19 protein-coding genes and 1 pseudogene are annotated in these 25529 nt (G+C 56.5%); 9 read left to right on the forward strand and 11 right to left on the reverse strand.

Going from position 1 to position 25529, the window contains the following annotated elements:
- A pseudogene (locus tag BBD46_RS10280) lies at window positions 1-1359 on the reverse strand (type IIL restriction-modification enzyme MmeI); the annotation flags it as partial.
- A 162-nt stretch (window positions 1360-1521) separates the two neighbouring features.
- On the opposite strand from BBD46_RS10280, the gene BBD46_RS10285 reads away from it, so the two are divergent.
- The gene (locus tag BBD46_RS10285) at window positions 1522-3828 is read left to right on the forward strand and encodes an Eco57I restriction-modification methylase domain-containing protein (RefSeq protein ID WP_071401624.1); all 2307 of its coding nucleotides are present in this window, start codon (window positions 1522-1524) and stop codon (window positions 3826-3828) included.
- An 8-nt stretch (window positions 3829-3836) separates the two neighbouring features.
- On the opposite strand, the gene BBD46_RS10290 is transcribed toward BBD46_RS10285, so the two are convergent.
- The 4 genes from BBD46_RS10290 to BBD46_RS23135 form a co-directional block, all read right to left on the reverse strand.
- Complete coding sequence (locus BBD46_RS10290; RefSeq protein WP_071401625.1) at window positions 3837-7643, reverse strand: helicase-related protein; 3807 nt, start codon at window positions 7641-7643, stop codon at window positions 3837-3839.
- 81 nt (window positions 7644-7724) lie between these two features.
- Window positions 7725-7946 (reverse strand): hypothetical protein, encoded by a 222-nt coding sequence (locus tag BBD46_RS23525; RefSeq protein ID WP_071401626.1) that lies wholly within the window; start codon window positions 7944-7946, stop codon window positions 7725-7727.
- 11 nt (window positions 7947-7957) lie between these two features.
- Complete coding sequence (locus BBD46_RS10300; RefSeq protein ID WP_071401627.1) at window positions 7958-8737, reverse strand: RipA family octameric membrane protein; 780 nt, start codon at window positions 8735-8737, stop codon at window positions 7958-7960.
- Between the two features lie 212 nt (window positions 8738-8949).
- The gene (locus BBD46_RS23135; protein ID WP_253184545.1) at window positions 8950-9897 is read right to left on the reverse strand and encodes a TIR domain-containing protein; all 948 of its coding nucleotides are present in this window, start codon (window positions 9895-9897) and stop codon (window positions 8950-8952) included.
- 110 nt (window positions 9898-10007) lie between these two features.
- Here BBD46_RS23135 and BBD46_RS10310 point away from each other — a divergent pair, with 110 nt between their 5' ends.
- A complete protein-coding gene (locus BBD46_RS10310; protein WP_071401628.1) occupies window positions 10008-11036 on the forward strand; it encodes a Cdc6/Cdc18 family protein in 1029 nt (342 codons plus the stop codon).
- Window positions 11037-11054: 18 nt separating this feature from the next.
- On the opposite strand, the gene BBD46_RS10315 is transcribed toward BBD46_RS10310, so the two are convergent.
- On the reverse strand, window positions 11055-11741 hold the full coding sequence (locus BBD46_RS10315) for an SOS response-associated peptidase (protein ID WP_071401746.1): 687 nt from the start codon (window positions 11739-11741) through the stop codon (window positions 11055-11057).
- A 273-nt stretch (window positions 11742-12014) separates the two neighbouring features.
- Here BBD46_RS10315 and BBD46_RS10320 point away from each other — a divergent pair, with 273 nt between their 5' ends.
- The 4 genes from BBD46_RS10320 to BBD46_RS10335 all read left to right on the forward strand — a co-directional run bounded on the left by BBD46_RS10320 (window position 12015) and on the right by BBD46_RS10335 (window position 17896).
- The gene (locus tag BBD46_RS10320; protein WP_171908189.1) at window positions 12015-12959 is read left to right on the forward strand and encodes a hypothetical protein; all 945 of its coding nucleotides are present in this window, start codon (window positions 12015-12017) and stop codon (window positions 12957-12959) included.
- Window positions 12960-12961: 2 nt separating this feature from the next.
- Entirely contained in the window at window positions 12962-13267 is a 306-nt protein-coding gene (locus BBD46_RS10325) for a hypothetical protein (RefSeq protein WP_071401629.1), read from the forward strand.
- A gap of 2 nt (window positions 13268-13269) precedes the next feature.
- Entirely contained in the window at window positions 13270-15435 is a 2166-nt protein-coding gene (locus BBD46_RS10330) for a type B DNA-directed DNA polymerase (RefSeq protein WP_171908190.1), read from the forward strand.
- A 1183-nt stretch (window positions 15436-16618) separates the two neighbouring features.
- Entirely contained in the window at window positions 16619-17896 is a 1278-nt protein-coding gene (locus BBD46_RS10335) for a Cdc6/Cdc18 family protein (protein WP_049987539.1), read from the forward strand.
- Window positions 17897-17984: 88 nt separating this feature from the next.
- Here BBD46_RS10335 and BBD46_RS10340 read toward each other — a convergent pair whose 3' ends face one another.
- The gene (locus BBD46_RS10340; protein ID WP_071401631.1) at window positions 17985-18308 is read right to left on the reverse strand and encodes a hypothetical protein; all 324 of its coding nucleotides are present in this window, start codon (window positions 18306-18308) and stop codon (window positions 17985-17987) included.
- 138 nt (window positions 18309-18446) lie between these two features.
- Here BBD46_RS10340 and BBD46_RS10345 point away from each other — a divergent pair, with 138 nt between their 5' ends.
- From BBD46_RS10345 to BBD46_RS22180, 3 genes are all read left to right on the forward strand, one after another.
- Complete coding sequence (locus BBD46_RS10345) at window positions 18447-19370, forward strand: helix-turn-helix transcriptional regulator (protein WP_071401632.1); 924 nt, start codon at window positions 18447-18449, stop codon at window positions 19368-19370.
- Entirely contained in the window at window positions 19370-20173 is an 804-nt protein-coding gene (locus tag BBD46_RS10350) for a DUF6036 family nucleotidyltransferase (RefSeq protein WP_071401633.1), read from the forward strand. Before BBD46_RS10345 ends, BBD46_RS10350 begins: the two co-directional genes overlap by 1 nt.
- Before the next feature lie 107 nt (window positions 20174-20280).
- A complete protein-coding gene (locus BBD46_RS22180; RefSeq protein WP_139173565.1) occupies window positions 20281-22125 on the forward strand; it encodes an AAA domain-containing protein in 1845 nt (614 codons plus the stop codon).
- A gap of 13 nt (window positions 22126-22138) precedes the next feature.
- On the opposite strand, the gene BBD46_RS10355 is transcribed toward BBD46_RS22180, so the two are convergent.
- The 4 genes from BBD46_RS10355 to BBD46_RS10370 all read right to left on the reverse strand — a co-directional run bounded on the left by BBD46_RS10355 (window position 22139) and on the right by BBD46_RS10370 (window position 25497).
- On the reverse strand, window positions 22139-22948 hold the full coding sequence (locus tag BBD46_RS10355; protein WP_071401634.1) for a hypothetical protein: 810 nt from the start codon (window positions 22946-22948) through the stop codon (window positions 22139-22141).
- A gap of 90 nt (window positions 22949-23038) precedes the next feature.
- Window positions 23039-23986 (reverse strand): ArdC-like ssDNA-binding domain-containing protein, encoded by a 948-nt coding sequence (locus BBD46_RS10360; RefSeq protein ID WP_071401635.1) that lies wholly within the window; start codon window positions 23984-23986, stop codon window positions 23039-23041.
- An 87-nt stretch (window positions 23987-24073) separates the two neighbouring features.
- Entirely contained in the window at window positions 24074-24421 is a 348-nt protein-coding gene (locus tag BBD46_RS10365) for a hypothetical protein (protein ID WP_071401636.1), read from the reverse strand.
- 74 nt (window positions 24422-24495) lie between these two features.
- Window positions 24496-25497 (reverse strand): DUF6610 family protein, encoded by a 1002-nt coding sequence (locus BBD46_RS10370; protein WP_071401637.1) that lies wholly within the window; start codon window positions 25495-25497, stop codon window positions 24496-24498.
- Window positions 25498-25529 lie beyond the last annotated feature (32 nt).

Raw genomic sequence — 25529 nt, forward strand, 5'->3', positions numbered from 1 at the left:
CTCCCAGCCTTTCCCTTCAGCTTCGAGTCGTTGGAAATACTCAATGCATTGCATGTATAGGTCCATCAGCACCTCCTGTGCGGCGAGCAGGAAGGCGCCACTTCCTACAGCGGGATCGAGAATGTGCGCTTCCTTCAGAATATCGTGGTAGAGAGTCTCCACATGGCTGGTCTGGACGTTTTCCGTTGGAACTTGCTGAGTTATGGTTCCGCCATCGGCAACAGCTTCTGCGCTACTATCTGCCTCGAGCACGGGGAATCCGAACACATTGTCGATCTCGTCGTAGTCTGCGTCCACAGCCTTGTTGAGTTGATCGAGTAGATATGGATGGATCGTCCGTCGGGCCATGAACCCCGTGATCTCTTCCGGTGTGTAGTACGCCCCCATCTCCTTCTGATTGACCGTTTGCTCGAAGATGTGACCCAAGATCGCTGGGGAGAGGTTCTTGGGATCGACGATGTCGAGTCGTTCGTCTACGTTCCAATTCCAGTCGGAGAGGAAGTCGAGGATATCGTCGAAGAGCCCGTTCGTTTCCTCGGCAGAGCCACCTAATTTCGCGTCCTCAAACTCCTCTTCGACAGGATTCCTTGCGAACAAGCCACCGTTCAGGTACGGAAGACTACCGAAGTCAGGGTTCTGTTTGTCTTCTGCAAGGTATTCGAAGAAGAGCGGTTCGTAGAACTCTTCGTAGTGGTCACCACCCTCGTCAACGACTTCATTCGGCTGTTCATGAAGGTAATTCGGGTTCCGATCAAGAAGGCGTTTTTCCTGGATGAAGTATAGGAAGATCATCCGGTCAAGAATGACCTGCACATATCGTTGCTTCGCATCACCACGATCGTCAGGGATGCCTGTAACCTCTTGAATGAGATCTGTCCGGAGTTCCTCGAACTGTTCATAGAACTCCTTGACGACTTGTTGCGTGTCGTAGAGCGTATCATAAATCGCAGCAGAGGAACCGTACTCGATCGAGTTCAGCTTCTGGAGAATAGTGTTCTTCTCTCCGCTGTCCCGCGTGAACTGCTCCTTCGAGAACGAAATCTTTTGATGCTTAATTCGACCGTGCTGCTGCCCCTCCCAGCTTCGGACTCGCGTAATGAAGGTGAAGGTCTCGAAATCGTTGGTGGCAACAAGGTTGGTATGCCGTGAGCGATTTTCCGGTTTGAAGTCCGTGGCAGTCTCACCGGGGCCAGCATTGACAATGACGATGAATTCGTCATCATCAAGCTGGACTACGAGTTCGTTATCGCCCCCAAGTTTCGGGCGTGGTTTGAGCCCGCGTTTTTCAAAGGAGTTCGCTATATCCTGTAAAGAGTCCCAGCCCGCGATATCGGATGCGGTGATCTGCTGGAGAGTCATACCACCTGAAAGTTGCTTTACTCATATGAAAATGATGGATATGATGGTGGCTTTCGACTGCACTGGTCAATACACTTGTTGAATAGATTGTAAGAAGCAGCTTGTATTTCACCGGCAATCGTAGATAAAGTCGAAAACAGCCAATAGCGAGACGATCAGTTGATGCAATGCATTGAGTATTTCCAACGACTCGAAGCTGAAGGGAAAGGCTGGGAGCTAGAATCCAGAACGCGAGAAGAGATAGAGGAAATCGAATCTGGAAAAGGCTCCTCATCATTGTACGCAAAGCGAACGGCCATCCTCAACAATTTGTACGGAGTCGATATCGACGAAGGTGCTGTTGAGATCTGCAAGCTCAGGCTCTGGTTGTCGATGGTCGCTGATATCGAGGATGAACCGAGCGAGGTGGAGCCGCTCCCCAACATCGATTTCAACGTACGACAGGGCAACAGCCTAATCGGTCAACTAGATACGGACATCGAGAGTAACGAAGACGGAGACAGCGATCTCGATTCTTGGGAGGTGAAAACTCGTTTTGAGGACGTGAAAGAAGCCATCAAGAAGCACAAGAAAGCGGAGACCAGTATTGAAGCTCAAGAATGGCGGAAGGAGGCAGAAGACAGAATAGAGGAACACCGGGACAAATTTGATGAAATCCTTCGGCGAGAATTCCAAGACGCTGGCTTTGACGACATTACGATCGAGGAAATTCGGGAGTGGTCCCCCTTCCACTGGCCGTTGGAGTTCGCCGACGTCTTCGAGAAAGGTGGATTCGACGTATTCATCGGGAACCCACCATGGGACATGCTCTACGCGAATCGCGACGACTTCTTCATCCGCTACGATGAGCAGTTCCGTACCTATCAGTCGGAGGAAAAAGACGGTGTGATGGAAGACCTCCTCTCAAGCCCTGAAGTTGCGTGGGAATGGGAGGACTACAAGGACTCAATGGAAACTCAGGCAAACTTCTTCACGCAAGGAGATGTCTATAAGCTTCAATCTCCGGTGGTGGGCGGTCGAACGATGCCGACAAAGAACGAACTTTCGGCTCTTTTTCTTGAGCGGGTCTTCAGACTCTCCAAAGACGGCGTGAAGGTGAGTCTGCTCCTCCCGGGGACTATTTTCGGGGGAGTGATGGGGAAAGACCTTCGAACGCATCTACTGGACCACACGGACGTGGAGAATCTCATCGGGTTTGAGAACAAGGGTATCTTTGAGGCTATCGACGATAGATACCGGTTCGCGATTCTGACGTTCGAATATGGGGGGAAGACATCAGCTCTTCGGGGGATATTCAACCAACGTGACATGGATATAGTCTACAGGATCGAAGATGAGGCAGTCAACATTCCGCGCGACGTACTCGTCAGTTATTCTCCAGAAGGGAAAATCTTCCCATCCATCACCTCGCAGATCGAAGTAGGCGTCTTGGAGAAGGTAGTTGAGCAGCCTTCCTTGGATGAAGATTTAGAGGAGGCTTGGACAGTTGATATGCTCACTAAGGAGTTCGTTGAATCGACTGATAAGGATAGGCTCCTGACATCGCCGGAGGAGGCCGACTATCCCGTCTATGGCGGCAAAAATATCCACCAGTTCCAGTACGATAATACCCACACAGATGCGTTAGATGGACCCCAGTACTGGAGTCGGGGGATGTACGATCCACCGAATAGTGCTCAGTACCGTGTTCGAGAGAAGAAATTCAACAGAGGTAATCTCAAACGGGCAATCTACGACGCCTTTGGAGGTTCAGAGACGAGCAAGTCTCAAGTTCAATTCGTAGATGAACTACTCGACGAACACCGTAGTCACGGACTTGAGGAAGAAGATGTCCTGCTCGATTGCACTGAATACCGAATCGGCATTCGAGACGTTTCTCGATCCCGGGACGAGCGGACGATAATAGCGACGGTACTTCCGAAGGACGTCATCTGTCTCCACACCATTAACACGTTCAAGCCGTTCGCTATTGAACCGGAAGAGAAACACCTCACAGAGTCCCCACTTCGGTCACCCTACGTCCGGCGATTTACGGATCAAGAACTCTTCGTGGCAACGGGGCTCCTGAACAGCATTGCGTTCGATTTCCTGATGCGAACTAAAGTCGAGACGCACATCGTCAAGCGCGAGCTATTGGAATCCCAGCTACCACGGCTCACCGACGGAGATGACTGGTTCCATTATATCGCTGAACGAGCTGCCCGATTGAACTGTTACGGGAAAGAATTCAAAGAAATGCGTGAGCGACTCGGCGGAATCGAGACAGCGGTAGAAGATCAAGAACGCAGAGAATTACAGGCTGAAATCGACGCGGCCGCATTCCACGCGTATGGCCTGGAACGTCGTGACGTGAAGTTTATTCTCGACGACTTCCATCGCGTTGAGAATCCGAAGCTGATGGACGAGATGTACTTCGATCTGGTCTTGGAGAAATATGATTTACTGGATCAGAAGGGGCCCCTACCGTAGCTCCCGAATCACTGTCCGACAACCCCCCAGCATACGAGCTTCGCTTGTACATCACTCTCTCCCATCAGTTTCGTCTGGTATTCAGTAGAGGCTTCGACGTTCTCTTCCAAGAACTCCTCAAGCTGACTGAGGAACTCCCCGGTCGGCCACTCTGGGAAAGAGTCGTACTGCTCGTTCTGGCGAAAGATCTCTCGTAGGATTCGGTCTTCATCCGTGTTCGCCAGCTTTACCTCCTGCAGCCGCTCTTCGATGTCGGTAGCCCATTCTCCTACCGTTTCGAACTCTTCGACAGGAGCCGGCTCATTGCCGTGATTCGGCTGAACGTAGTGACTGATGAAATCGAGGATCGTCTCCTGTTCCTTCGAGAAGGCCTCCCCCTGTTTGAAAGCACCCTCAACTTGGCCTTCTCGAATCACCTCCAGACGCTCGTCAAGCACTGCTTGAATCTCACCGCGATTCGATAACACCGTATCTGGATTTCCAGTAATCGGTTCGCCGTCAACTGAAGGGTCAATGTTGAGCGTGCTCACGGGCCGCTCTTTGACCTCGTCGGCGAAGGGCTTGTAGTAGAAAGCACGACGGACGCGACCAAGCGGGGACTCGTGGTCATCATCGTCGAACCAGAGGTGGGCAAGGGCGAATACGCCCGGACGAGGACCGGCATCGTGGTCAGTTACATTTGTGTAGAGGAATTCCCGTTCTTCGGGCGGGTCATCGAAGAAGTCCTCAGCGTACTCGAAGTCTTCCGCAGTTAGGTCATAATCCTCGTTCAGTTCTCGCTTCAGAAGGTACCGCTCGAACGCAGCGTGTTCATTACTCCCAGCATTGCGGAGGAGCGGATTCTTGCTCGTGTCGTCGAGTTCATTCACGTCGTCAATTTCACGGGACTTCTGGAGAGAGTCCTCAATCTCGTCCACCTGTAATTCCCCGATTGTCTTCTCCGTGTCTACACCTGTCTTTTCGAGAATCTGGTCTTCGTTCGGATCAAGGATATTGTTCTCCTTTCCGACGATGAGCGCGATATCGTTGATCTTTGCCTGCAGGCGTTTCAGGAGCTTAATCGCCGCCTCGATGTCGCCGTCCGGGTAGAAGTTGTGGACGTGTTTCTCGGCGGTACTCCCGATCCGGTCGACTCGCCCGACACGCTGGACAATCCGCATCGGGTTCCACGGCAGGTCGTAATTGACCACCACATGAACGTCCTGGAGATTAACCCCTTCACTCAGCGTGTCAGTGGCCACTACGTACTGTAGCTCTGAGTCCCCCGACTCGGCGAGCGTTTGCTGGTAGCCTGACGCCTCGGGGGCAAAGCGTTGAATGATGTCCTGTTTATTCTCGTCGCCACCCTTGACGACGGCACTGTTCGCCTCTGTGAGTGGTGAATCCTCGTTGTCACAGAGGGTTCGATAGACGTAGTCTGCAGTTGCCCGATACTGCGTGAAGATGAGCACCTTCTGATCGTGGTTAGTGAGGACATCTGCAAGTCGGTCGATCTTCGGGTCGCGGAACTCACGGAGTGAAAAGACGGCCTCGTAAAAGTCGCGTGTGGCAGGGTCGACTTCACTCAGGTCACTATTCGGGTAGAGAATCGGATTCATCTCTTCTTCAGGAATATCGGGGAGGACACCAGCACCGTGGTCAGCGAGCCATTGCCGCGTGGAAACCGCATAATCGCTCACATCACCCGCATCACGGGCGACATCACCGATGAACTGCGAGAGGAAATACGAGAGAAGGGTGAGGTCCTCCCTGATGTACGTTTTCACCTCGCCGATGGTGGCGTCTGCCAGTTCATCTCCCTCGGTATCAGCTCCGTCTTCCGATTGAATAGCGGTGGTATCGAAACCGAATTCTTCGAGTGTTTGTTCGAGATCTTCAGCAGCGTCGGCTCCTTCGACAAAGTCACCGAGTTCAGAGTCATCCCCTTCCCGAACAGTTCGGAGCATATCGATGTCTTCGTCCTCGGGAAGTTCGCCAAGAAGGCCGAGAAGCTGGCGTTCGCTCTGATGTAGCGTCTCGATCGACTGGACGAACGCGTACGTTGAGGACTCGAGCCGTTTGAGGAGGTTCAGCTTGTAGAGAGCTTTCAGCGTGCTCCCTGCTTTCGGGTTTTTGACTGTGATGTGGGGTAGGTGGAGGGCGTCCATCACGTCGGGAAGCATCCGATATATTGGCTGGTAGGCCGCCGGCAGGGAGTACTGTTGCTTGTTGAGTTTCGGCGGCTTGAAGCTCATCTCGAAGTCTTCGCTGTCCTGTATCTGGTCTTTGACGTGCTTGCGCGTCCGGAGAACCATCACTTCGTTAAGGATATTCGATATCTCAGAGGAGTGTCGCTGGAGCTGCTCGGTGATTTCTTGCTGTTCGTCGTCGCCGACTTCCTCTTTCCCGGCTGCGATGCGTTTTCGCGTCTCCGAGAGCTCGATATATTCGTCGAACGCATCAAAGTCGAGTGACGCCTTGTTCCGAAGTTCCTCCGGGCTGGTGAACAAGCTGATGAGGTTCTTCAGGTCGGTAGCGCTGTTATTGATCGGGGTCGCGGTCAGCATTATCATCGTCTTTCCGCGGAGCTGCCTGAGATTCGCGTGTCGTCGCGTCCCCTTGTAGTCGTCATCGTGGTCCGGGTTCGGTCGCCACTTTCCGTAGTTCCGGAACCGGTGAGCCTCGTCGATAAGCAGGACGTCGAACTCGTCTTTGAGGTCCTGCACCTCGTCGTAGGAGAGATTCTGGAACTTACTGATACTAATCACGTCAAGGTGCGTGCCGTCTACCTCTAACCCGAAGTACGGATTGCCGTCTTCGTCAGTGTCGTTCTGGAGTAGGTCTTCCCACTGATCAGTCAGGTTGGCCGGGACAATGAGGAGACAGTGGTCGCCACGTTGGCGGTAGTCGTGGAGGAGTTCACCCCCAATAAATGATTTCCCCAGGCCGACCGAGTCGGAAACGATGCACCCGTTGAACTGGGAGAGCTTCTCCTTTGCACTCTCGTACCCGAGCTTCTGGAAGTAGTACAGTGGGCTGTCACGGATGTTGACGTTCCCACTTAGTTCGTCGTAGGCGAGCAGCTTGTAGAGCTCGAACGGTTCGAGATACGTGCCCAGCCCCTCAGATGACGTCTTCTTTTCGGACTCGTCCTCCTGCTGTTCCTTCCAGTCCTGGTACTCCTCGCTATTCTCGATGATTCGGATGATCTCCTCACTGAACTCCTCAGCGTTGGCCCACTGGTTGTCGTACCACTCCTCGAACGCTTCGGCCTTGTGTCGGTCCTGACTCGTGAGGTTCAGTTCGATGTTGTTCTGGTGGCCGCTCTTGGTGAAGTTCGAGGAGCCGACAACTGTAGCGCATGGGCGGGTGTCTTCATCCTCGTCTTGTCCCCAATCTTCGTCATCTTTGAGTGGCGCTCGAAATGATGCACCCTTTGCGTGGAAGTAACCGTTCTCAGGATTTCGCACACGCACGCTCACCTCGCCTTCGGCGATAAAGTCTCGTAGCCGGTCTAGTCGCCCGATCTGAGCGTTATTCAGCTCCGAGATGCTTTCTCTCACCTCTCTTTTGAGTTCCGCTTTGAGATTCTGCCCCTCACCGATTTCGTCAGCAGTTCCCTTATTCGTCTGACGACCCATCAAGATCCGAAGCGGAGCGTGGCCGAGCTCGTCGGGGTCAGCCAGGTTCTCAAGATCTTCCCGGTAGAGGTCGAATCCTGAGAGGTAAAAGTATCCAGTTGCGATACGGCCCTCCTCGATCTGGGGAATAATTCGCTTGTAAGCGTCTTCTAGTGTTCTATTGGCGTTATCGACAAGCGGAGGAAGCGAGAGCATCGTAATGCCGAGATGTATTCAGTACGCTAACTTAGTGTTTAGTGAACTTAGACTACAGAGGTGGCACCAGACAATAGCCAATCAAACTGGCCGAAGATCCCGCCAGCGGACGTCAACGGTGTCACCATTGGCGATTTCAACCCGGAAAAGATAGCCTTCTCGTTGATCACCAGTCACAGTTCCTGCATCGTCTGAGAGGATCTCAACGATTGTTCCTCGACGTCCATGGAGACGCTCGTGATCTGGATCTGTCACGTCCGGGATATCGATTCGGACCGTGTCTCCAATATCGAATCGTTTCATAGTAGGTGTCATCAGCTCCGAATCCAGAATAGCCCTATCGAACCAGCCATAACGGTCGCACCGGTTATTAGCCCGACTGCCGTCGGAGACGGCAGAGAATAGCCTGCACCCGTGAGCAAAGGAGTTAGAATGAACCCGCCAGCGTATCCTCCGACAGTAAGATATCCAGCGGCAAGGAGACGGACAAACCACTGTTCGACAATCGTATGCGAGCGGTGATCTGTGTCGTCATCAGGTCGGGGCTCAACGATTTCCGGATCGGGCTTTTCCCGCTTGAGGTATCGCCATTCATCAAGATACATTCGGACAGGAAGGGCAGACTCGATTTGGTTGAGAATAGCATATCGGGCCTTGTTCAGCCGGCGATACGACTGTAAACTCTGATACCAAAAGTAACAGATCAGACTTCCAAATCCAGAGGCGAATAGAACGATTGCAGCACTCGTAGTCGTCAAATTTCCTCGGGCGAGAGCGAAGAGTCCGGCTAGTATCGACGTCAATATCAAGCCGAAAAATCGGTTCATCTGAACCCGCTGATTCGCAGTCTCGATTGCCACCTCCCCATAGTGGATGTATTGATCCATCAAGCGATCCGTCTCTTCGTCGTTCAGATTCGTTAACGGCCCATTCTCTACGGCATTGGGCTCGGCCGATTCGGTCGGGTCTCCCCCAGTAACCTCTTCGGGGTGTTCCGGCTCTGTTTCAGGCGTGTCTTTGTCCTCGGTATTTTCGCCAAGATTTGCATTATTCGGCTCGCTCTCGCCAGAGGTCTCGTCAGTTGATTCAGACATATTCCGCTAAGGTGTCGGCGAATGATGCTTTGCGCCATTCTAAGAATAGGGGACCGTAGAAACAGTTCAGATCCAAACGCTGTTCGGTCGCCATTACGCTTTCTGTGTAGTGCCTGTACTGATTGATGAGCGTCTTATCACGCTCTGGCCGTCTGGGTGAAGATCGTGTACTGCCATCCCCCTGTCTTGGGCCATACTCGACCGAGGGTGAATCATGCATGCTTCGCGATGGCGTTCACGATAGACTTCTGCCGCCAACCGACAATCTCATCGGCTTCCTCCTTTACCACAGCTGGAAGTCGCTCGTTCCCGTTCGGTCGCACACCGATAATAGGTTTCTCGAAATGGTCTGCCATCTCTATCTCCTCCTCGATCCATTCGCTGTGCGAGACGTACATCCCAGCGACGACGACGACCACATTTGCCTGCCCAACCTGCTGATAGAGCTGCTGACGAAGATCATTCTTATCTTCAAACTCCATCGGATCGTCCTCTGGGACACTGAAGTTCTGCCAGTCCAGCCGATTTTCATCATCGAGGAACTCCTCAATACGTTCACGCTGTTCGGAGTACTTCCACGAGTGACTCACAAACACCCGATACGGCCGATCTTCCAGAGGGAGACGCGGCTGCGTCGACGTGCCGGTCTCATCTGTTGTTGAACCAGATGAAACTAGGCCACCAAGTCCTTGAGCGCCCTTGTATGTGAAATAGCCTGCCACGGCGGCAGCGATAATGAGTTCAGGGGCGTCGTGCCAAAGGTAACGAAGTGGATCATCGTGTGGATCATGATCAACTTGTCCATCTTTCCAGTCGGCGTATCCGGCGAGGAGGTCTTTTCCGAGATCGACGACATCGGTGTTTTGTTGGTTTGTGGTTGGAACGGATGTCGTATCGGAGCCTCCAGTAGTGTCCTCAAACAGGCCGGCAAACGGATCGTCTTCCCCGTTTGATTTGATAAGGGCATTCACGTCAAGGCTTCCGGTGGGGCTTTGAACCTCGACGGTCGGCACGCTGGTGACAGGGTCGTTTTCGTTGGGTGTCACACGCGATACATCGCAATTTGGATATTTAAACCCAAGGGGATATTCGCTATTCAGGAAGGTTTGTGTTTCCGTGAACTTCCGAAAAGCCACCACGACAGATTCCTTCTGAATCACCACAAAGAGACCCGGTATTCAACCGATGACCAATTGGTGAGATTTGCTTTCCGGAAACAACCCGGTCACGTATTTATGGTCTGACGCAGAACCAGTCACTCACTAACACAATGATCCGCGATGCTCGCGTTCTACGCGCCGGGTTCGTCCCTCGAGAAGTTGAGCATCGCGACGCCGAAGTCAACCATCTCTCCAGCGTTCTCGAGCCCATCACGAGCGGTGAACCCGCCGACACAGCCATCGTCACCGGACCCAGCGGCACCGGCAAGACGTGCATCTCGCAATTCGTCACCGAGCGACTCCGGGAAGAGGTCCTCGACGTCGAGACGACCTACGTCAACTGCTGGCGCAACTACACCCGGTTCCGCACGCTCTATCAGATCCTCGACGACCTCGGCGCGACCATCGACATCCACCGGCAGTCGACACCCCACGACGAACTCGTCGACCGCCTCCAGCAGCATGACGGCCCGCGAACCGTCGTCATCCTCGACGAGGTTGATCAGCTTGAAGACCCCGGCGTCATCTACGACCTCCACAGCCTCCCGCAGTTCGCGATCATCTGCATCGCGAACAAGGAAGAGGAGCTGTTCAGCCGCGTCGACGACCGCCTCGTGAGCCGGCTGCGCTCTAGCGAACACGTCCGGATGGACAAGTACCACGACGAGCAGCTGTACGACATTCTGAGTTCGCGGGCGAAGTGGGGGCTCGACGAGGACGTCATCACCGACGACCAGCTATATCGAATCGCCGACGCGGCCGCCGGCGACGCCCGCCTCGCAATCGGCATCCTCCGAACGGCCGCCGGCAAGGCCGATCGCGAGAACCATGAGCGCATCACCGACGACATTCTCCTGAACGCCGCCGAGGATGCTCGGGCCCAGATCAAGCAGAAGAGCCTCGACTCGCTCACGCCGCACCAGCGCGTCGTCTACGACATCGTTCGCGAGCACGGCCCGGTCGGGCCGAGCGAGATTCACGAGCGCTATACCGAGGACGTCGATGATCCGCGGACGAAGCGGACTATCCGAACGTACCTCTCGAAGATGGAGCAGTACAACCTCCTCGAGGCGGAAGGGACGAGTCGGGACCGAGAGTACTCGCTCGTCGATTCGGCGTCGGCGTCGCCGATGCAGTGACCGTGACGCCGTCACCGATCAGGAACTGAACTCGCCGAGGCCCGATTGCTCGTGGTCCAGCGGCTCGATGACCTGAGGATCGTCGTTGTCGGGGTTGTTGACCCTCGTCGAGATCTCGTAGGCGTCCAGATCGTCCTTCGGGTAAGGCTGGCACAGTTCCTTGCGGGTGTCCGGGTCTGCGGCGAGCCAGTCAGATTCCGCGTCCTGCGAGAGGACGACCGGCATCCGGTCGTGAATGGAGTTCATCAAGTCGTTCGGCTCCGTCGTGAGAATCGTGACGCATGAGACCGTCTCGTCGTCGCCCTCCCAGACGTCCCAGAGCCCGGCCATCGCGAATGCGGGGTCGTCCTCCCGGTAAATCCGGTAGGGCTGTTTCGACCCGCCGTTCGGCGATTTCCACTCGTAGAAACCTGACGAGGGGACGAGGCAGGGACGTGATTCCCACGCCCGCTCGAAGACACGTTTCTCGCTAGCAGTCTCGGAGCGAGCGTTGATGATGCCTTCCTCGGGTTCGTCCGCCCAGAACGGAATCAGCCCCCAGTGGTAGGCGTCGATCTCGTCGGAGGCCTCGTTCGTGATGAGGTGTAGATCGTCGCCGGGTGCAATGTTGTATCGGGGTGTGTACCCGCCGTCCGTGACGACCTCGGCATCGAAGCGGGCCTCGAGGTCAGCCTGGTCGATGAAGAGGGAGTTTCGGCCACACATAACGAGTAGTTCGGGGGGAGGCATCTTCAACGTGGTCGCACAGGAATCTTGTCAGCAGCAACGTCTTTAACCAACAAACAACCACGAAGAATCGGGGAATGTTGGTTAACTGAGCGGGTCCGACTAGTCTGGTTCTGGAAACGTTCTCGGAAACAGTCAATCGTCCGCAGAAACACGACGACTGAGGGAGGATTACCATCTATCTCGTGCCTTTTCCTGAAACGCGGAAGCGCCACGCCGCGGCTTATCGGGAAGGTAGACAACTAGTCGAGTATGAGAGAACACTCAACGTCGAACCGATTGGCGGTGGACCAGCCAACTCGGGGTGCAGACCGCAATCGGTCTCTTGCGGACCAGGCCGATCCGGCTACCGACGAGATGCTGTTGCCGTCACTCGAGGACGGCATCACGCTGCTCGACGTCGAGGGAGGCCGCGGCGTCCCGATCCTGCAGTCGCTCGTACTCGACCATCTCCTCCTGCACGACGGGCCCGCCTTCTGGGTCGAAGCAAACGGACACGCGACGACGACGACACTCGCCCAGATCGCGCCCAGTCAACGGTTGCTCAACCGAATCCACGTCGCACGCGGATTTACCGCCTACCAGCACTACGGCGCCGTCTGTGATCTCCCAACAGCGGTGAACAAGGCAATCCAGGCGTCCACCGCCGATTCCGGGGCGGCCGGTCGAAGGGCACCAAGTCGTGACGAGGACACGTCGCCCCACACGCCCGCCCTCATCGTCGCGCCGGCCGTCGACGCCCAGTATCGCGCCGACGATACCCTCGGCGAAACCCACGCGGGAACCCTTCAGGCTCGAACTCTCGCTCGGTTGGCAACCTACGCCGAGGGGTACGACATCCCGGTGCTCGTTACGCGAAACGAACGAAACGAATTCACCGAGTCAGTCGCGACGGTCGCCGACCACCACCTGGAGTGCGAGCAGACTCGGATGGGGCCACGGGTCGTCGGCAAAGACTTCGAGACGCTCGTCTATCCCGTCGACGACGGCGCGTACTACCAGACGACGTTCGCGTACTGGCGGCAGCTGCTCGCGGCACGCGCCACGCAGGTCGGCGTGGAACCGACAACGTCGACGCCGTCGACGCCGACTCCGGAGGGTGTCGGGACAGGCGTCACAGCTGACGGTGAGACGGTGGCGGCCACTGCGGACCCCTTGCTCGATGCGTGGACGGCGACCGGGACAGGAGGCCGATAGCGATGGGGCGCACAAACCCGACGTACCGGGATGCGCTCCGGGCCATCGAAGAGCGCTGGGCAGAGTTCCGCCGGGCACTGCGACGTCGCGACCAGCCGCGCTTCGACCGGCTGTTCGAGTACGCCCGCGAGCACGCCGACGCGAGCGGGCTGTTGAACCACCAGAATCCGCTGCTGCCGGCGCTGCTCAGCATCGATCTCGAACAGGAGGCCCGCCTCGACGACCACGAGGAACGCCTCGAGGAGCTCGAAGCCGCGGTCGCAGCACGCGATGACCAGGAGAGTACCCCACCGGACTCGAACCCGTGACGATGCCGTTCAGTATCGACTTTCTGGACGACGGCCGCGTCCTGGAGTGGGAGGCAACCGCCGACGGCGCCGTCGCGACCGAGCGCGATGACTACACCCCACGCTTCTACGTCGCCGCTCGCGACCCTGATGCCGACCTCGACCTCACGATACTCCAGTCAGTGTACGACCAGCACCCGGACGTCGTCGCGACCGAGATGGTTACGCGACGCCCCGGCTTTCGACGAGACGAGGAGGCCGTCCTCACCGTCGACGTCGTCCACATCAACCGCGTCACTCCACTCGCCCGGCAAGCGCGCCAGCTGTCGGACTATCCAGTCGGGGATCTCGCCTGCTTCAACGTGGACTTTTCGCGAGAGTTCCGGTACTGTCTGGAGACCGGCGCCGATCCGACGCCGGCGAGCGAGCTGTCGACGCTCCGGCTCAGCGTCCCGGTGACCGAAACGAGCAACGACGTCTATGGGGAGCTGTCCGTCGCAGGCGACACCGTCACTGGCTCGCCGACGGATATTCTGACCGCCGTCCAGGGGGCGCTCGAAGAATACCATCCGGATGTCCTGGTCTGCTCGACGAGCGAGATCGTCCCAACCCTCCACGAGATGGCGACGGACGCTAGCGTCGACGACTTCTCGCTGAGTCGGTGGCCGGACGTCGACTACCAGCAGCTCGCAAGCCTGTCTACGTACTCGAGCTACGGTCGCGTCGGCCACTCACCGGCGCGGTACAACGTACCCGGCCGCGCGATCATCGACAGGTCGAACACGTTCTTCTACGGGGAGACGAACCTTGACGGCGTCCTCGACCTCGTCTCACGGTCGAAAAAGCCCGTCCAGGAGCTCGCGTGGGCGTCGATCGGGAACGTGCTCACGGCGATCCAGATTTGCGAGGCCCACGACCGCGGCGTTCTCGTGCCATGGAACTCCTGGCGTCACGAGTTCTACAAGCCCATGGGGACGCTCCACGATGCCGACCGCGGCGGCTTCATCTTCGCGCCCGAGGTCGGGCTTCACGAGAACGTCCACGAACTCGACTTCTCCTCGTTGTACCCGAACATCATCTGTACCCGGAACGTCTCGCCGGACGTTATACGGTGTGACTGCCACAGCGACCGCGAAGACGTCCCCGGCCTCGGGTACTCGATCTGCGACGACCGGGGCTACCTCGTCGACGTGCTGCAGCCGATCATCGACGCTCGCGACGAGATCAAGGCGGCCATACGTCGCGAGAAGGAACGAGACGACCCCGATGAGGACCGACTGGCAGAACTCGAGGGACGATCGGGAGCGCTGAAGTGGATCCTCGTCGCCTGCTTCGGCTATCAAGGGTTTAGCAACGCGAAGTTCGGCCGCATCGAGTGCCACGAGGCAATCAACGCGTTCGCTCGCGAGATTCTCCTGACGGCGAAACAGCGGCTGGAAGCCGGCGGCTGGCGCGTCGTCCACGGCATCGTCGACTCCATCTGGGTGACTCCGGACCCCGACGTCAACGACGATGACCGCGAGGACCTCAAGACACTCGCGACGGAGATCACCGACTGCGTCGAGATTCGGCTCGAACACGAAGCCCACTACGACTGGGTGGCGTTCGTGCCGCAGCGCGAGAGCGACGCCGGCGCGTTGACGAAGTACTTCGGGAAGGTCGACGGCGACGACGACTTCAAGATACGCGGTATCGAAGCCCGGCAACGCTCAACCCCACCGTTCATCGAGGACGTCCAGCGAGACTCACTCGAACGGCTCGATGCAACTCGATCTCCTGACGCCGTCCTCGACTGTCTTCAGGACGCGATCAAGCGCCTCCACGCTGGAATGGTGCCGGTCGAGCAGCTCGTCGAACGGAATCGTGTCTCCAAACCGCTGGAGGGCTACACGCAGACCACTCAGAACGTGGCGGCGCTGAAGCGGGCTCGAGAGCAGGACCTCGCCATCCATCCGGGACAGGATATCGAGTACGTAGTTGTCGACGACGAGAAGCGCTCGCGAGAGCGGGTCGCGTTAGCTTACGAAGAGATAGAGTCGTACGATGCGTCGTACTACGAGACGCAACTCGTCAGAGCTGTCGAGAGTGTGCTGTCACCGTTTGGCTGGGATCGGACGGAGATTCAACGCGAGATCGCGGAAACTCGGGAAACGGACTTGGCCGCCTTCACTGAGATTGAGAGATTTTAACCAACACTATCGAGGTATCGGGAGGATTGTTGGTTAATGCTGAGTGGAGACACGGAAGGGAGTTGGAGAATACTTCGCCCACACACCCCTCGTCCAGAGTGAAAACCAATCAGAAGAGTGGGGTGGGGTCCACGGGAAACGGTGGTTCTTGTGGGGAGAAAGCCACGGGGATCGCGGAAAGACTGCTTGAGACGGGAGAACACGGAGGAAATGGAACAGTGAACACGAGCAGCGGTTCGAAACCACCCGGACGAATGCCGCTTTCGTCCTTCTTCTCGTGCTGAATGCACTTGGAGAGTGGTAGGAAGTGGGTAGTAATAAAACCTCTAGGTAATGCTATGAAGATTGGTATGTTTAGAGGATCTTCGACTGTGTGACGACCGCTGTTAGAGGGATACACGCCTCACGTCTTGTGATTTCAGTACTTCCCAGCCGACTCGTCGTGTGGTTTCCACCCGGTGAGCTGTGGGACTCTCGTAGCGTTTCACTCTGGACGAGGGGTGTGGGGGTTCGATTCCGTCGTCCGTGTATTATGAGACGTTGAAGGAACAATCGTCATTCTGACTATTCGTCAACCAGCGAAGCGGCACCAAAGCCGAAATCGGGATTAGTATCTCCCGACCTTCCTCGTCAACCGGAATCAGGAGGCCCAATCCCAACAGTTCCGATTGTACCCTGCTTTGCTTCGGCTGGAGATCTGACCTGCGTCTTCACTCTTGATTGGGGGTGCCGACGAACGCTCGACACCATCACTCGAGGTTCACACTCCACTCCAGCTCGTCACACCGGCGCTTTCACTCTGGACGAGGGGTGTCTGCCGTGCGTCAGACGCCCAGGGCCGATGTGTCCTCTCATAGATATGATTGATTACCCGGTTCGGGAGATACACTCTGGACAGGGGGTGTCGTCTCAACCAAGTACGCTGCTCCCGGATGGAGGACTATTCACTCTTGACCAGGGGTGTGTCAAACCCGCTCCAGTCCGGCGTTTTCACTCTGGATTAGGGGTGCCGGTCTGCGTCAGTAACTCTCGCTCCGAATCCGATTTCACTCGGGACCGGCTCGACTCTTTGTGAGGATGATACGCCAGCGACAAAACATCAGAAGACGACCATAGCCCGATTTACACTCTGGTCGAGGTAGCCAAATCATTAAGTAGGTCCCATCCGCGATGTCTGATATTGATGGCTGAGGAACCGTCCCAACTCTCTGACTTCGACGGCCGCTACGAGGATCCCGCTGACGATCCCCTCTTTGACTTTGATGAAGACGACCCCGACCGCGCCAACATTTTCGCTCGCAAAGAGCTGCTTAAGGTGGGCCACGTCCCTGAAAGTGGCCGTATCGTCGGCCGGGATGGCGAGATCAAGGCCGTTGCTGCTGAACTCAGACCGATCGTTCGTGGCGATCCGCCCAACAACGTGATTATTTACGGCAAAACGGGAACCGGGAAGTCACTCGTTGCCCGTCACGTCACCGAGCGAGCCCGGCGAGCCGCGGAGTCGAACGGTGTGTCCGTCGGCACGGTCTACGTCGACTGCGCGCAGCACAACACACAGACACGCGTCGCGAGGACAGTGACTCGTTCACTCAACGAGACGGACGAGACTGACTTCGATATTCCACGCGCAGGGATTGGCAGCGGTGAATACTACGACTATCTCTGGGAGATTCTGGATACTGCCTACGAGTCAGTAATCATCATCCTCGACGAGGTGGACCGACTCGATGACGATGATATTCTTATGCAGCTCTCGCGGGCTCGCGAATCGGGGAAAGCGGATTGCCACCTGGGCGTCATCGCAGTCAGCAACAAGATCGAGTATCGCGACCAGCTGAACGAACGCGTCAAGTCCAGTCTTCGCGAGGAGGAGTTCGTCTTCCAACCCTACGACGCGAATCAACTGCGCGAGATTATGAAGCACCGACGGGACGCGTTCCACGATGGGGTTCTCTCGGATGATGTGATCCCGCTGACGGCGGCACTAGCCGCTCAAGAACACGGTGACGCCAGAAAGGCCATCGAAATTCTTCGTCACGCCGGCGAACTGGCCGAACGAGAAAACGTCGATACAGTCGTCGAGGAACACGTTCGCGATGCCCAGGAGTGGGCTGAAATCGATCGCTTCGAGGAGCTTCTCCGTGGATCGACGACCCAAGTCAAATTCATCCTCTATTCGCTCGCGCTGCTCACCGAAGAGAATCCGAACGAGGACGGGTTTTCGACCAACCGTATTTTCGAACGGTATCAGGCGACGACAGAGAAGGCTGATGCGAAGACTCTCAGCGAGCACCGCGTCTACGAGCTGTTGAAAGAGCAGGCGTTCCTCGGTGTCGTTGAATCAACTCGGACCGGGGGTGGCCGGGGTGAGGGCAGTTATCTCGAGCACCGGCTGGTTCAGGACACCGGTATCGTGTTGAAATCTGTCCTCCGAGACAGTCGGTTGGAGGACTTGGCCTAGCCCTCGGTTCGGTCGCTCGCCACACCCCTGGTCACGAGTGTATCTCTCGATACGTCGGACTCGTGGGGTGGGTGTGTATCTGCTTCGACTACTCGTCTGGGTTAACTGGACTCTTGTACTTCGACTTCACTTTGTCACCTTCCCGCCACTGCCAGTAGTAGTAGCGGTTGTCGTTGATTTCCTTGATCGTGATCGTCGCCTTCGCCGGCACGTCGTCTGGGAGGTCATCGGGGCGCTTCTCGACCTCTTCTTGATCTGCCGACTCCTCGAGACGGGCCTCTCGTTCCTTGTGCTCGGCGAGCGCCTCAGCATACGTCGCAACATCTCGGAGCTGCTCCGGATCCGACTCGTTGAGCGTGGTGACGATCTCCGTCGGAAGGTTCGCCGGTGGGGTCGGGGGTTCGTAGGACATCGGCTCCTCTCGTGTTAACCAACACTGCCCACAGGTCCATAGTTTTGTTGGTTAAGACGATGGAGGCGGTTCTTGCGATTGCTGCCTGTAACACTACTCGAAACTTCTTTATATACAAGTTTCGTACTATGTTACACCGTGCTCCGGCGCATCGAACTCGAGGTCCTCGCCACGGTCGACCGCGGCGACACGATCTCTGAGCTCGCGACGAAGCTCGACCACAGCGAGAGTTACCTCTCTCGTGCTGTCGCCGACCTCGTCGAGAAGGGGCTCGTCTACACGGAACGCGACGGGCGGCGAAAACGAGTCGTCCCGTCGGACGCTCGTGCCGTCGAACTCTACCAGGACCTCGTTCGTCAGCACTCCCACATTGACTTCCCCGAGCTACTGACCGGCAAGGCACTCGAGGTGCTGTACTACCTCGACCAGCCGCGAACCGTCTCCGAAATCGCTGACCGGAGCGACAACTACCGCAACACGGTTAACCGCGTCCTCAAGCGGTTTCGTGACCGTGGTCTCGTCGGGACGGCCGACGGCCACTACGAGTTCAACGCCGACTTCGACCGCCTCCACGAGTTCGCCCGTGAACTCGCACACCAACTGCATCGCCAGCGCCTCGAAGCCGTCGCCCCGAAGGGGACGATTCTCTGGGATGACTACGACGAATTCCTCGCGCAGGCCGAGAAGGAGATCGACGCAGAGGGGTTCCACGAAACCGGCCTCGCTCGATTCGCGGCCTTCGACCTCCAGTTCCTACTCACCGGCCACCGCTACTACGTCTACTCCGAAGACCTCGACGCAGTCTCGCCGGCGGAGCTCTGCTGTCACACGCTGCTGATCGACGACGGCAGTCGCCACCGCTCGTACTGTCTCCTCCTGCTCAGCCACGTCGACGTCGACGAGGCGGACCTCCGAGAGCAGGCGGCGAAGTATGGCCTCGAAGACGAAATCGACGCCTTGCTCCGCTACCTCGAGACGCACGGCGAGGACGACGACGACCGGCTTCCGGAGTGGGACGAGTTCCAGGAGTTGGCGGCTGACTACGAGGTGCCACTACCATAATGAGACCAACATTCGGACGCGAGTACATCGAGAACGAATTCCAGCGCATCGGGGATGGTCTCTCAGCCCCGCTCACGGTCTACCTGATTGGTGGTGGCGCGATGTCGCTGCGCGACCTCAAGGGGGCGACGAAAGACATCGACCTGGTCGTCCCGGATGGCGACGCATACGGTCAGCTGTGGGCGGTTCTGATGGACCTCGGGTATGCGGAGGTTCAATCGCTGGATCCAGATTACCGGGCGCTGGGGGCGACGAGCTGCGTCGAGAACGACGACGGGTGTCGCCTCGACATCTTCAACCAGCAGGTCGCGAACAAGCTCGTGCTCACCGACGGGATGCAAGAGCGCAGCGAGCCGTTCCTCGACACGGATCGACTGACGGTCCGGTTAGTCAGCAACGAGGATATCTTCCTGTTCAAGGCGATCGCCGGCCGAGACGACGACATTGAGGACATGAATATGCTCGTGCAGGCCGGCCTCGATTACGACGTCGTCCGGGCTGAACTCGAAGCCCAGATCGAACGCCTGGGTGACGATCAGTTCGCCACGTTCGCGAACGAGGCCCTGGTCGAACTCGAGGAGCGGTACGGAGTGACCACGCCGATCGAGGGCCACGTCCAAGAGCTCACGAATAGGTACTACCGGGGGCTCGAAGTCCTCCAGGCACTCGATAGGCCGAAAACTATCGAAGAATTATCTAGTGAGCTCAACCGGGATACCAGTGAGATTTCGAGGCGAATCAAATATCTTGAGGAATTTAACCGAGCTTCCTTAGAAGGGCAGACTGTACACAGAGTCGACTAACACCCTATGGTCGTGTTTCCCTCTCCCTCAAATTAGCTCCACAGAAAGTTTCCCGTTTGATTTATATCTCAATACGGCTACTACTGAAGTAGCTCTTTGAGACATTAATGAATACACAAACAGTCTCACCGCAGAAATCCGATGATAGCGACCGAGAAGCCTACCGCCGAAGCCTTAAGCTGTTTATTTCGGCTGAAGCGGAAGCTGACCGTGAGGCCAATAAGCAGATTTTTGAGAAAAACACAAATCCGAGGATTCTAGAATTAGATAACAACTTCGGGTACATTCCGACGGCGATGCTCACCAGGAACTATCGACAGATCTTTTTCTCATTTCAGGTTCCGATAGAGGAACATGAGGACTTTGATGAGGTGAATATTCCTGACCGATATGATATTTACCCTGAGAATGAGGTGCTGGTTCGCCCATTCTGGACTAATGCACATGGAGATCGAGAAACTGGAAACCCATATGAAGCGATAGTCTCAGACATTTCCAATGCTACTATTTCCGTTTCGTTACATAAGCTGGGAGGCTCTGACCAAGAGCTCAAACAAGCACGTGAGGCGATAACCGATGCCGAAGATGTTGAGATTGGGGAACTTCTAAATAGAACTCCCTACGATCGCGAAAGACAGGCTGTCAATGCACTCCCGAACGAATACTGTGATATTCTTCTAGGGGACCGAGACGTCACCTTCGAGTCGAACTCTGTACCCCAGTCTTCGAGAAAGGACGACCAGCTATATGAGAATGCTTCACAGATGAGAGGAATCGAAAAGGCACTATCTGCAGATAAAATTGCTTGTCTCCAAGGCCCACCTGGAACCGGGAAAACACGCGTTATTGTGGAGCTTGTAAGAAGATTTGTTGAGGCTGGGAAGCGTGTATTGGTAACCGCAGAAACAAACAAAGCAGTTGATAACATTTTGTTCGGTGATTCTTCTGTACAGGAAATTAGTGATACTTGTCTACACTACTATGATCGAACTGAGGGGCTGGGAGTTGCGAGAGCGAATCCCGATGCTAGTCTCAATCCTCTAGTGCATCAACTCTATGGACAGGGTGTGAAGGGACGTGAGAGTGTGATTTTATCCACCAATAATAGTGCTGCGGGAATTGAATCAGTTCCTCTTGGAAAGGAGTGGTTCGATGTGGCAATTATTGACGAAGCGACCCAAGCAACTCAATCATCAGCAGCGATTCCAATGAGTCTTGCAGCCACTACAATTCTAGTCGGCGATCACAAACAGCTTGGACCAGTGCGCAACTCAGACCAGCATGAAGAGGAAACCGTATCAAGTCATATTTCACCATTCACACGGCTGTATGGGGAAGAGGGACTGTATGGAAACGATCTAGGTGTAATGTTCAATACACAATATCGAATGCATGAAGATATCGCAGCATTCCCGAATCAGGAATTCTACGGTGGTCAGCTTTTGAACGGGGGAGCGGTTGAACCGCTTGGAAACATTGCACCGATTTTGATTTCTCATGTTGACGGATGTGAAGAGAGGGATGGCACTTCTCGATATAATCAGAAAGAGATCGAAGAGGTTGTTGAGTATGCCTCAAGACTTCTCAAAAATACCGGTTTGGAAGGAAGCGATCTCGGAATCGCAGCAGCATATCGGGCTCAGGCTGATCGGTTACAGCGCAAAGTGAACTCGCTTGAAAACGAGGATTGTCAAGACATAGATGTTTCTACATTTGACGCATTCCAAGGTAGTGAGCGGGAAGCAATGATACTCTCGTTCACTGTATCGAACAATAAAGGCAATCTCGGTTTTCTATCTAAAGGCCAGGGTGCAAGAAGACTAAACGTTGCAATGACCCGCGCTAAAAAACATCTTGCTCTGTTTGGTGACTGGGATACGCTCCGAAGTGACCCTGAAAATCAATTCGAACGGCTGTATCAAACCGTAAGTGATAGGGGGAAAGTCATCTGACCGACTTCTCGGTTTAGGGAAGGCGGCCGTCTGGTCGGGGCACGCGACCCCGTTTGATCTCGTGGTCGACGCGACGCAGATGCTTGCAGCCACCCTCAGGTGAGCGCTGCTGCCAGTCTGGACAGGTACACGACTCGTCGACGACGTCGACTTCGTACCTGTTGCCGGACGTGGACTGCACCTCGTAGCGGCCACCTTTCGAGAGGAGTGAGACGTCCATCGCTTCGGCGACGGCACGCTTCGTGCGGGGCTCGAGATCGTCCTGTGACTCTGGGTTCTTGTCGACGACCAGCCGGTCGCGAACGTCGCCCGTTCGGCCACCGTCGGGAGCGACGGCTTCCGCAGGGCCACTGAGCCGCTCGTGGAGAAGGTCCTCGACTGAATGCCCTTCCGGCCAAAGGTAGTGGACTTCACGACGATCGCGATGGTCGTAGGACCCGCACGCGGCTGCGCTCCCGGTCCACACTCGCCAGGCACCGAGTGCGGTCATCACGTCGACGATGTTGCGGGGAACCGTCTGGTGGTCGTCCGGAAAGAACACTCGGAAGCGGGTACACGCTTCTTGTGGCGGGACGGTCTCCCACCAGTCTTCACTGGAGCCCCAGCTGTCGCACATCGCGTCGTCGCTGCCGTATCCGACGGTCACGCCGTCGATCGGCGTCCAGTCCGTCGGCAGGTGGTCTGCCTGTCCTTCGAGCACTCGGAGGACGGCGTATCGAAGATACTCGTGGGCTTGGTTGTCCGCCGTTCGAGCGACCTGGTCATGCTGCTCGGCAACGTGCTCGGCTTCCTCGAGGACCATCGTGAGATAGCGATCAGTCATGATTCGACGGAGGTCTGAATGCGCCTCCGCCCCTCGGCGGGCGCTGAAAAACTTAACCAACAGAACGGAAGGAATCCATCCCTCTGTTGGTTAACTATGTTGGGACGAGGATTCGCCTTCGAGCACGTCGATGAGCTCTTCTGCTGTGGAACTAATCCGTCCGAGCCGCTCGCGAACGACCTCGGGATCGTCCGACTCCCACGCAGCCAGGTAGAACGCCGACCCACTGGTGTCGAGCCCGCAGTAGCGCCCGACGACGTAGGCTACCGCCTCGGCCTCGACTTCACGTTTCGACCGTTCGGTGCCGTCGTCGACATCGAAGTGGAGCAGGGCGTGCGCGTACTCGTGAATCAGCGTTCGGACGAGGTCGGCGTCGTTCTCCCGGGCGCGAACCTCGACACGCGGCTGCATATCGACGAGACTGAGATGTTCGCAGATGCCCTTCGCTTCACCATGCGTCCACTCGCCTTCAGGAACGATCCGAACCGTCACACCGAGTTCATCCGCGATATCGGTCAGCCGGTCGACGAGGTCACCGGCGTCACCGGTTGCTTCAGTCTCGAGTTCAGGGAGCGGTTCACCCTCGGTCTGGGAGACGTCGAACACCGGGGCGGGCTTGAACCCGACCAGGCCCTTCGACCACTCCTTGGGGGGCGTTTCGTCGTAATCGCAGTCGCTTTTCTCGTGATAGTTCGGCGAGTTCTCGCACTCAGGGCACTGTTTCGTGATGATCGGTGCCCAGATCCAGATGGCCGACTCACCTTCCTTCACGTGCCGCTCGAACTCCTCTTGCCAGGTTCGGTAGCCCGCCACGCGTGTCGCCTCGGGACACTGGTGTTTGATCAGGAGCGTGTTTCGATACGAGTAGTCATGGAAGCGACTCTGAATATCGAGCCACTCCTGGAACTCCGCGCTGGCTTGCGCGTCGTCGACGCCGTCGACGAGGTCGTCAATCCACTGTTTGATGGTACTGTTCATCTCGTCCGATCGCGTGTCGGTCTCTTCGAAGGAGACCGACGAGTCACTGGTTGTAGCCATTATGTTCACCAAATCGAGTTTACTGCGACTGTGGCAGTTCAGAACGCGCCGCACGCCTTCGGGGCGTACAAAAAACCGCCCTCTCGGTTACCGGAGTTCGTGGGTTTCGTCAGCGAAGCCGAGCGTGACCAGGTACTCGAGGAACTCGTCGAACCGTTCGACGTCACTAGGCGTCTCGGTCGCCAGATGACGCGTCCATTCGATGGCCCACCGGAATGCGGGATCCGATCCGCCCTTACCATGAATGTACCACCAGCGAGCCGCCTTGAGAACGACCAGTGGGTTTGTCGGCGGCTGCTCGCTCGCTAGACCATGGGTAATCGACTCGATTTCCGCGGGCACTTCGGCTGGCTCGATTTCCCCGGATTGGGTGTTCGAGATATCGATTGGGATCTCATCGACTGAAACGTCGTTTGCAGTTTGTTGCTGACTCACGGGAATTCACCTCTGGAGAAGACTCACGAACGAGCCTCCGCCCTCTCCCGGGGCTCGAAAAACAGAACGCTGCGTTACGCTGGCGGGATGTAGACGCTCTGCTCGCCGGCGATTTCCTCAAGGTTGTTTCGATGGCGGTGTGAAAAGTAACACTCGTAGCTACAGTATCCACAGACTGCCCCGGTATCGTATTCGGCGACATAGGGGCCACGACGAGTTCGCCAGACGTTCGTACCGCACTCAGTGCAGGCGGCCTGCTCAAGATCAGCTGGTTTTGATCCCTCGTACTCAACGTTCAACCCGTCGTCTTGCGGTGTCGATTCAGGCCAGATACCGTGGGATTTCCAGAATTCACGGATTCGGGCGAGACTATGGCGCACCGTCTTCCGAACGGTGACGTGATCGGCGTCGCGACCGCTATCGTCCCAGCCGTTCGCCGTCCAGAACTCGCCGAACTGCGCGCCTCGATGAATCCCGTTCCAGTCGACGCCAACGATGTCGGCCGGCGGGTCGTCCGTGAGCGTCGGTCGGGTCAGCTGCTGGATAACGTCGAACTGTTTGAGTGGGCTCCCACCGAGGATGTGGACACGACGGCCGCGCCAGTCTGTCGGATCGGAGAACTCGTACGCCAACCGGTCAGCGTAGCCACGCGAATACCCAAGAACGATGTCCTCGGGAATCTCGTCGATCACCGCTTGGCACTTCGGGACGATGATGAGTTCGGCCCCGGGGTAGCTACCCTGAATCTCGCGAGCGGCAGCGACGTGGTCGTCGACGTCAGCAGGTTCGTAGATGTCGCCGATGACACCGACCTGTGGCTCGTGCTCGAAGAACCGATCGACGAATCGATCCAGATCGGGATTTCGGAAGTCGTTGTCGAGCATTCCGACAGGAATCTTGAGGTTCAGGTACTGGCCTGTCTGATACCCACAGTCCTCGCGAAAGCCGGGAAGGAAGCCGAGAGCAAATGCATCGGCGACAAACGGCGCTCGATGAAGGAACGCTACATGGTTAGCTTGTCTGGCGGTGGCGATTTCGCTAGTCGTGCTGGCGTTAGCACTCAGATCGAGGGACATGACTGGATTCGGGAGGCCGGTGTTGGCTGCCC

Origin of the sequence: Natrialba sp. SSL1 (assembly GCF_001861355.1) — an archaeon.
In the GTDB taxonomy this organism is placed as follows: domain Archaea; phylum Halobacteriota; class Halobacteria; order Halobacteriales; family Natrialbaceae; genus Natrialba.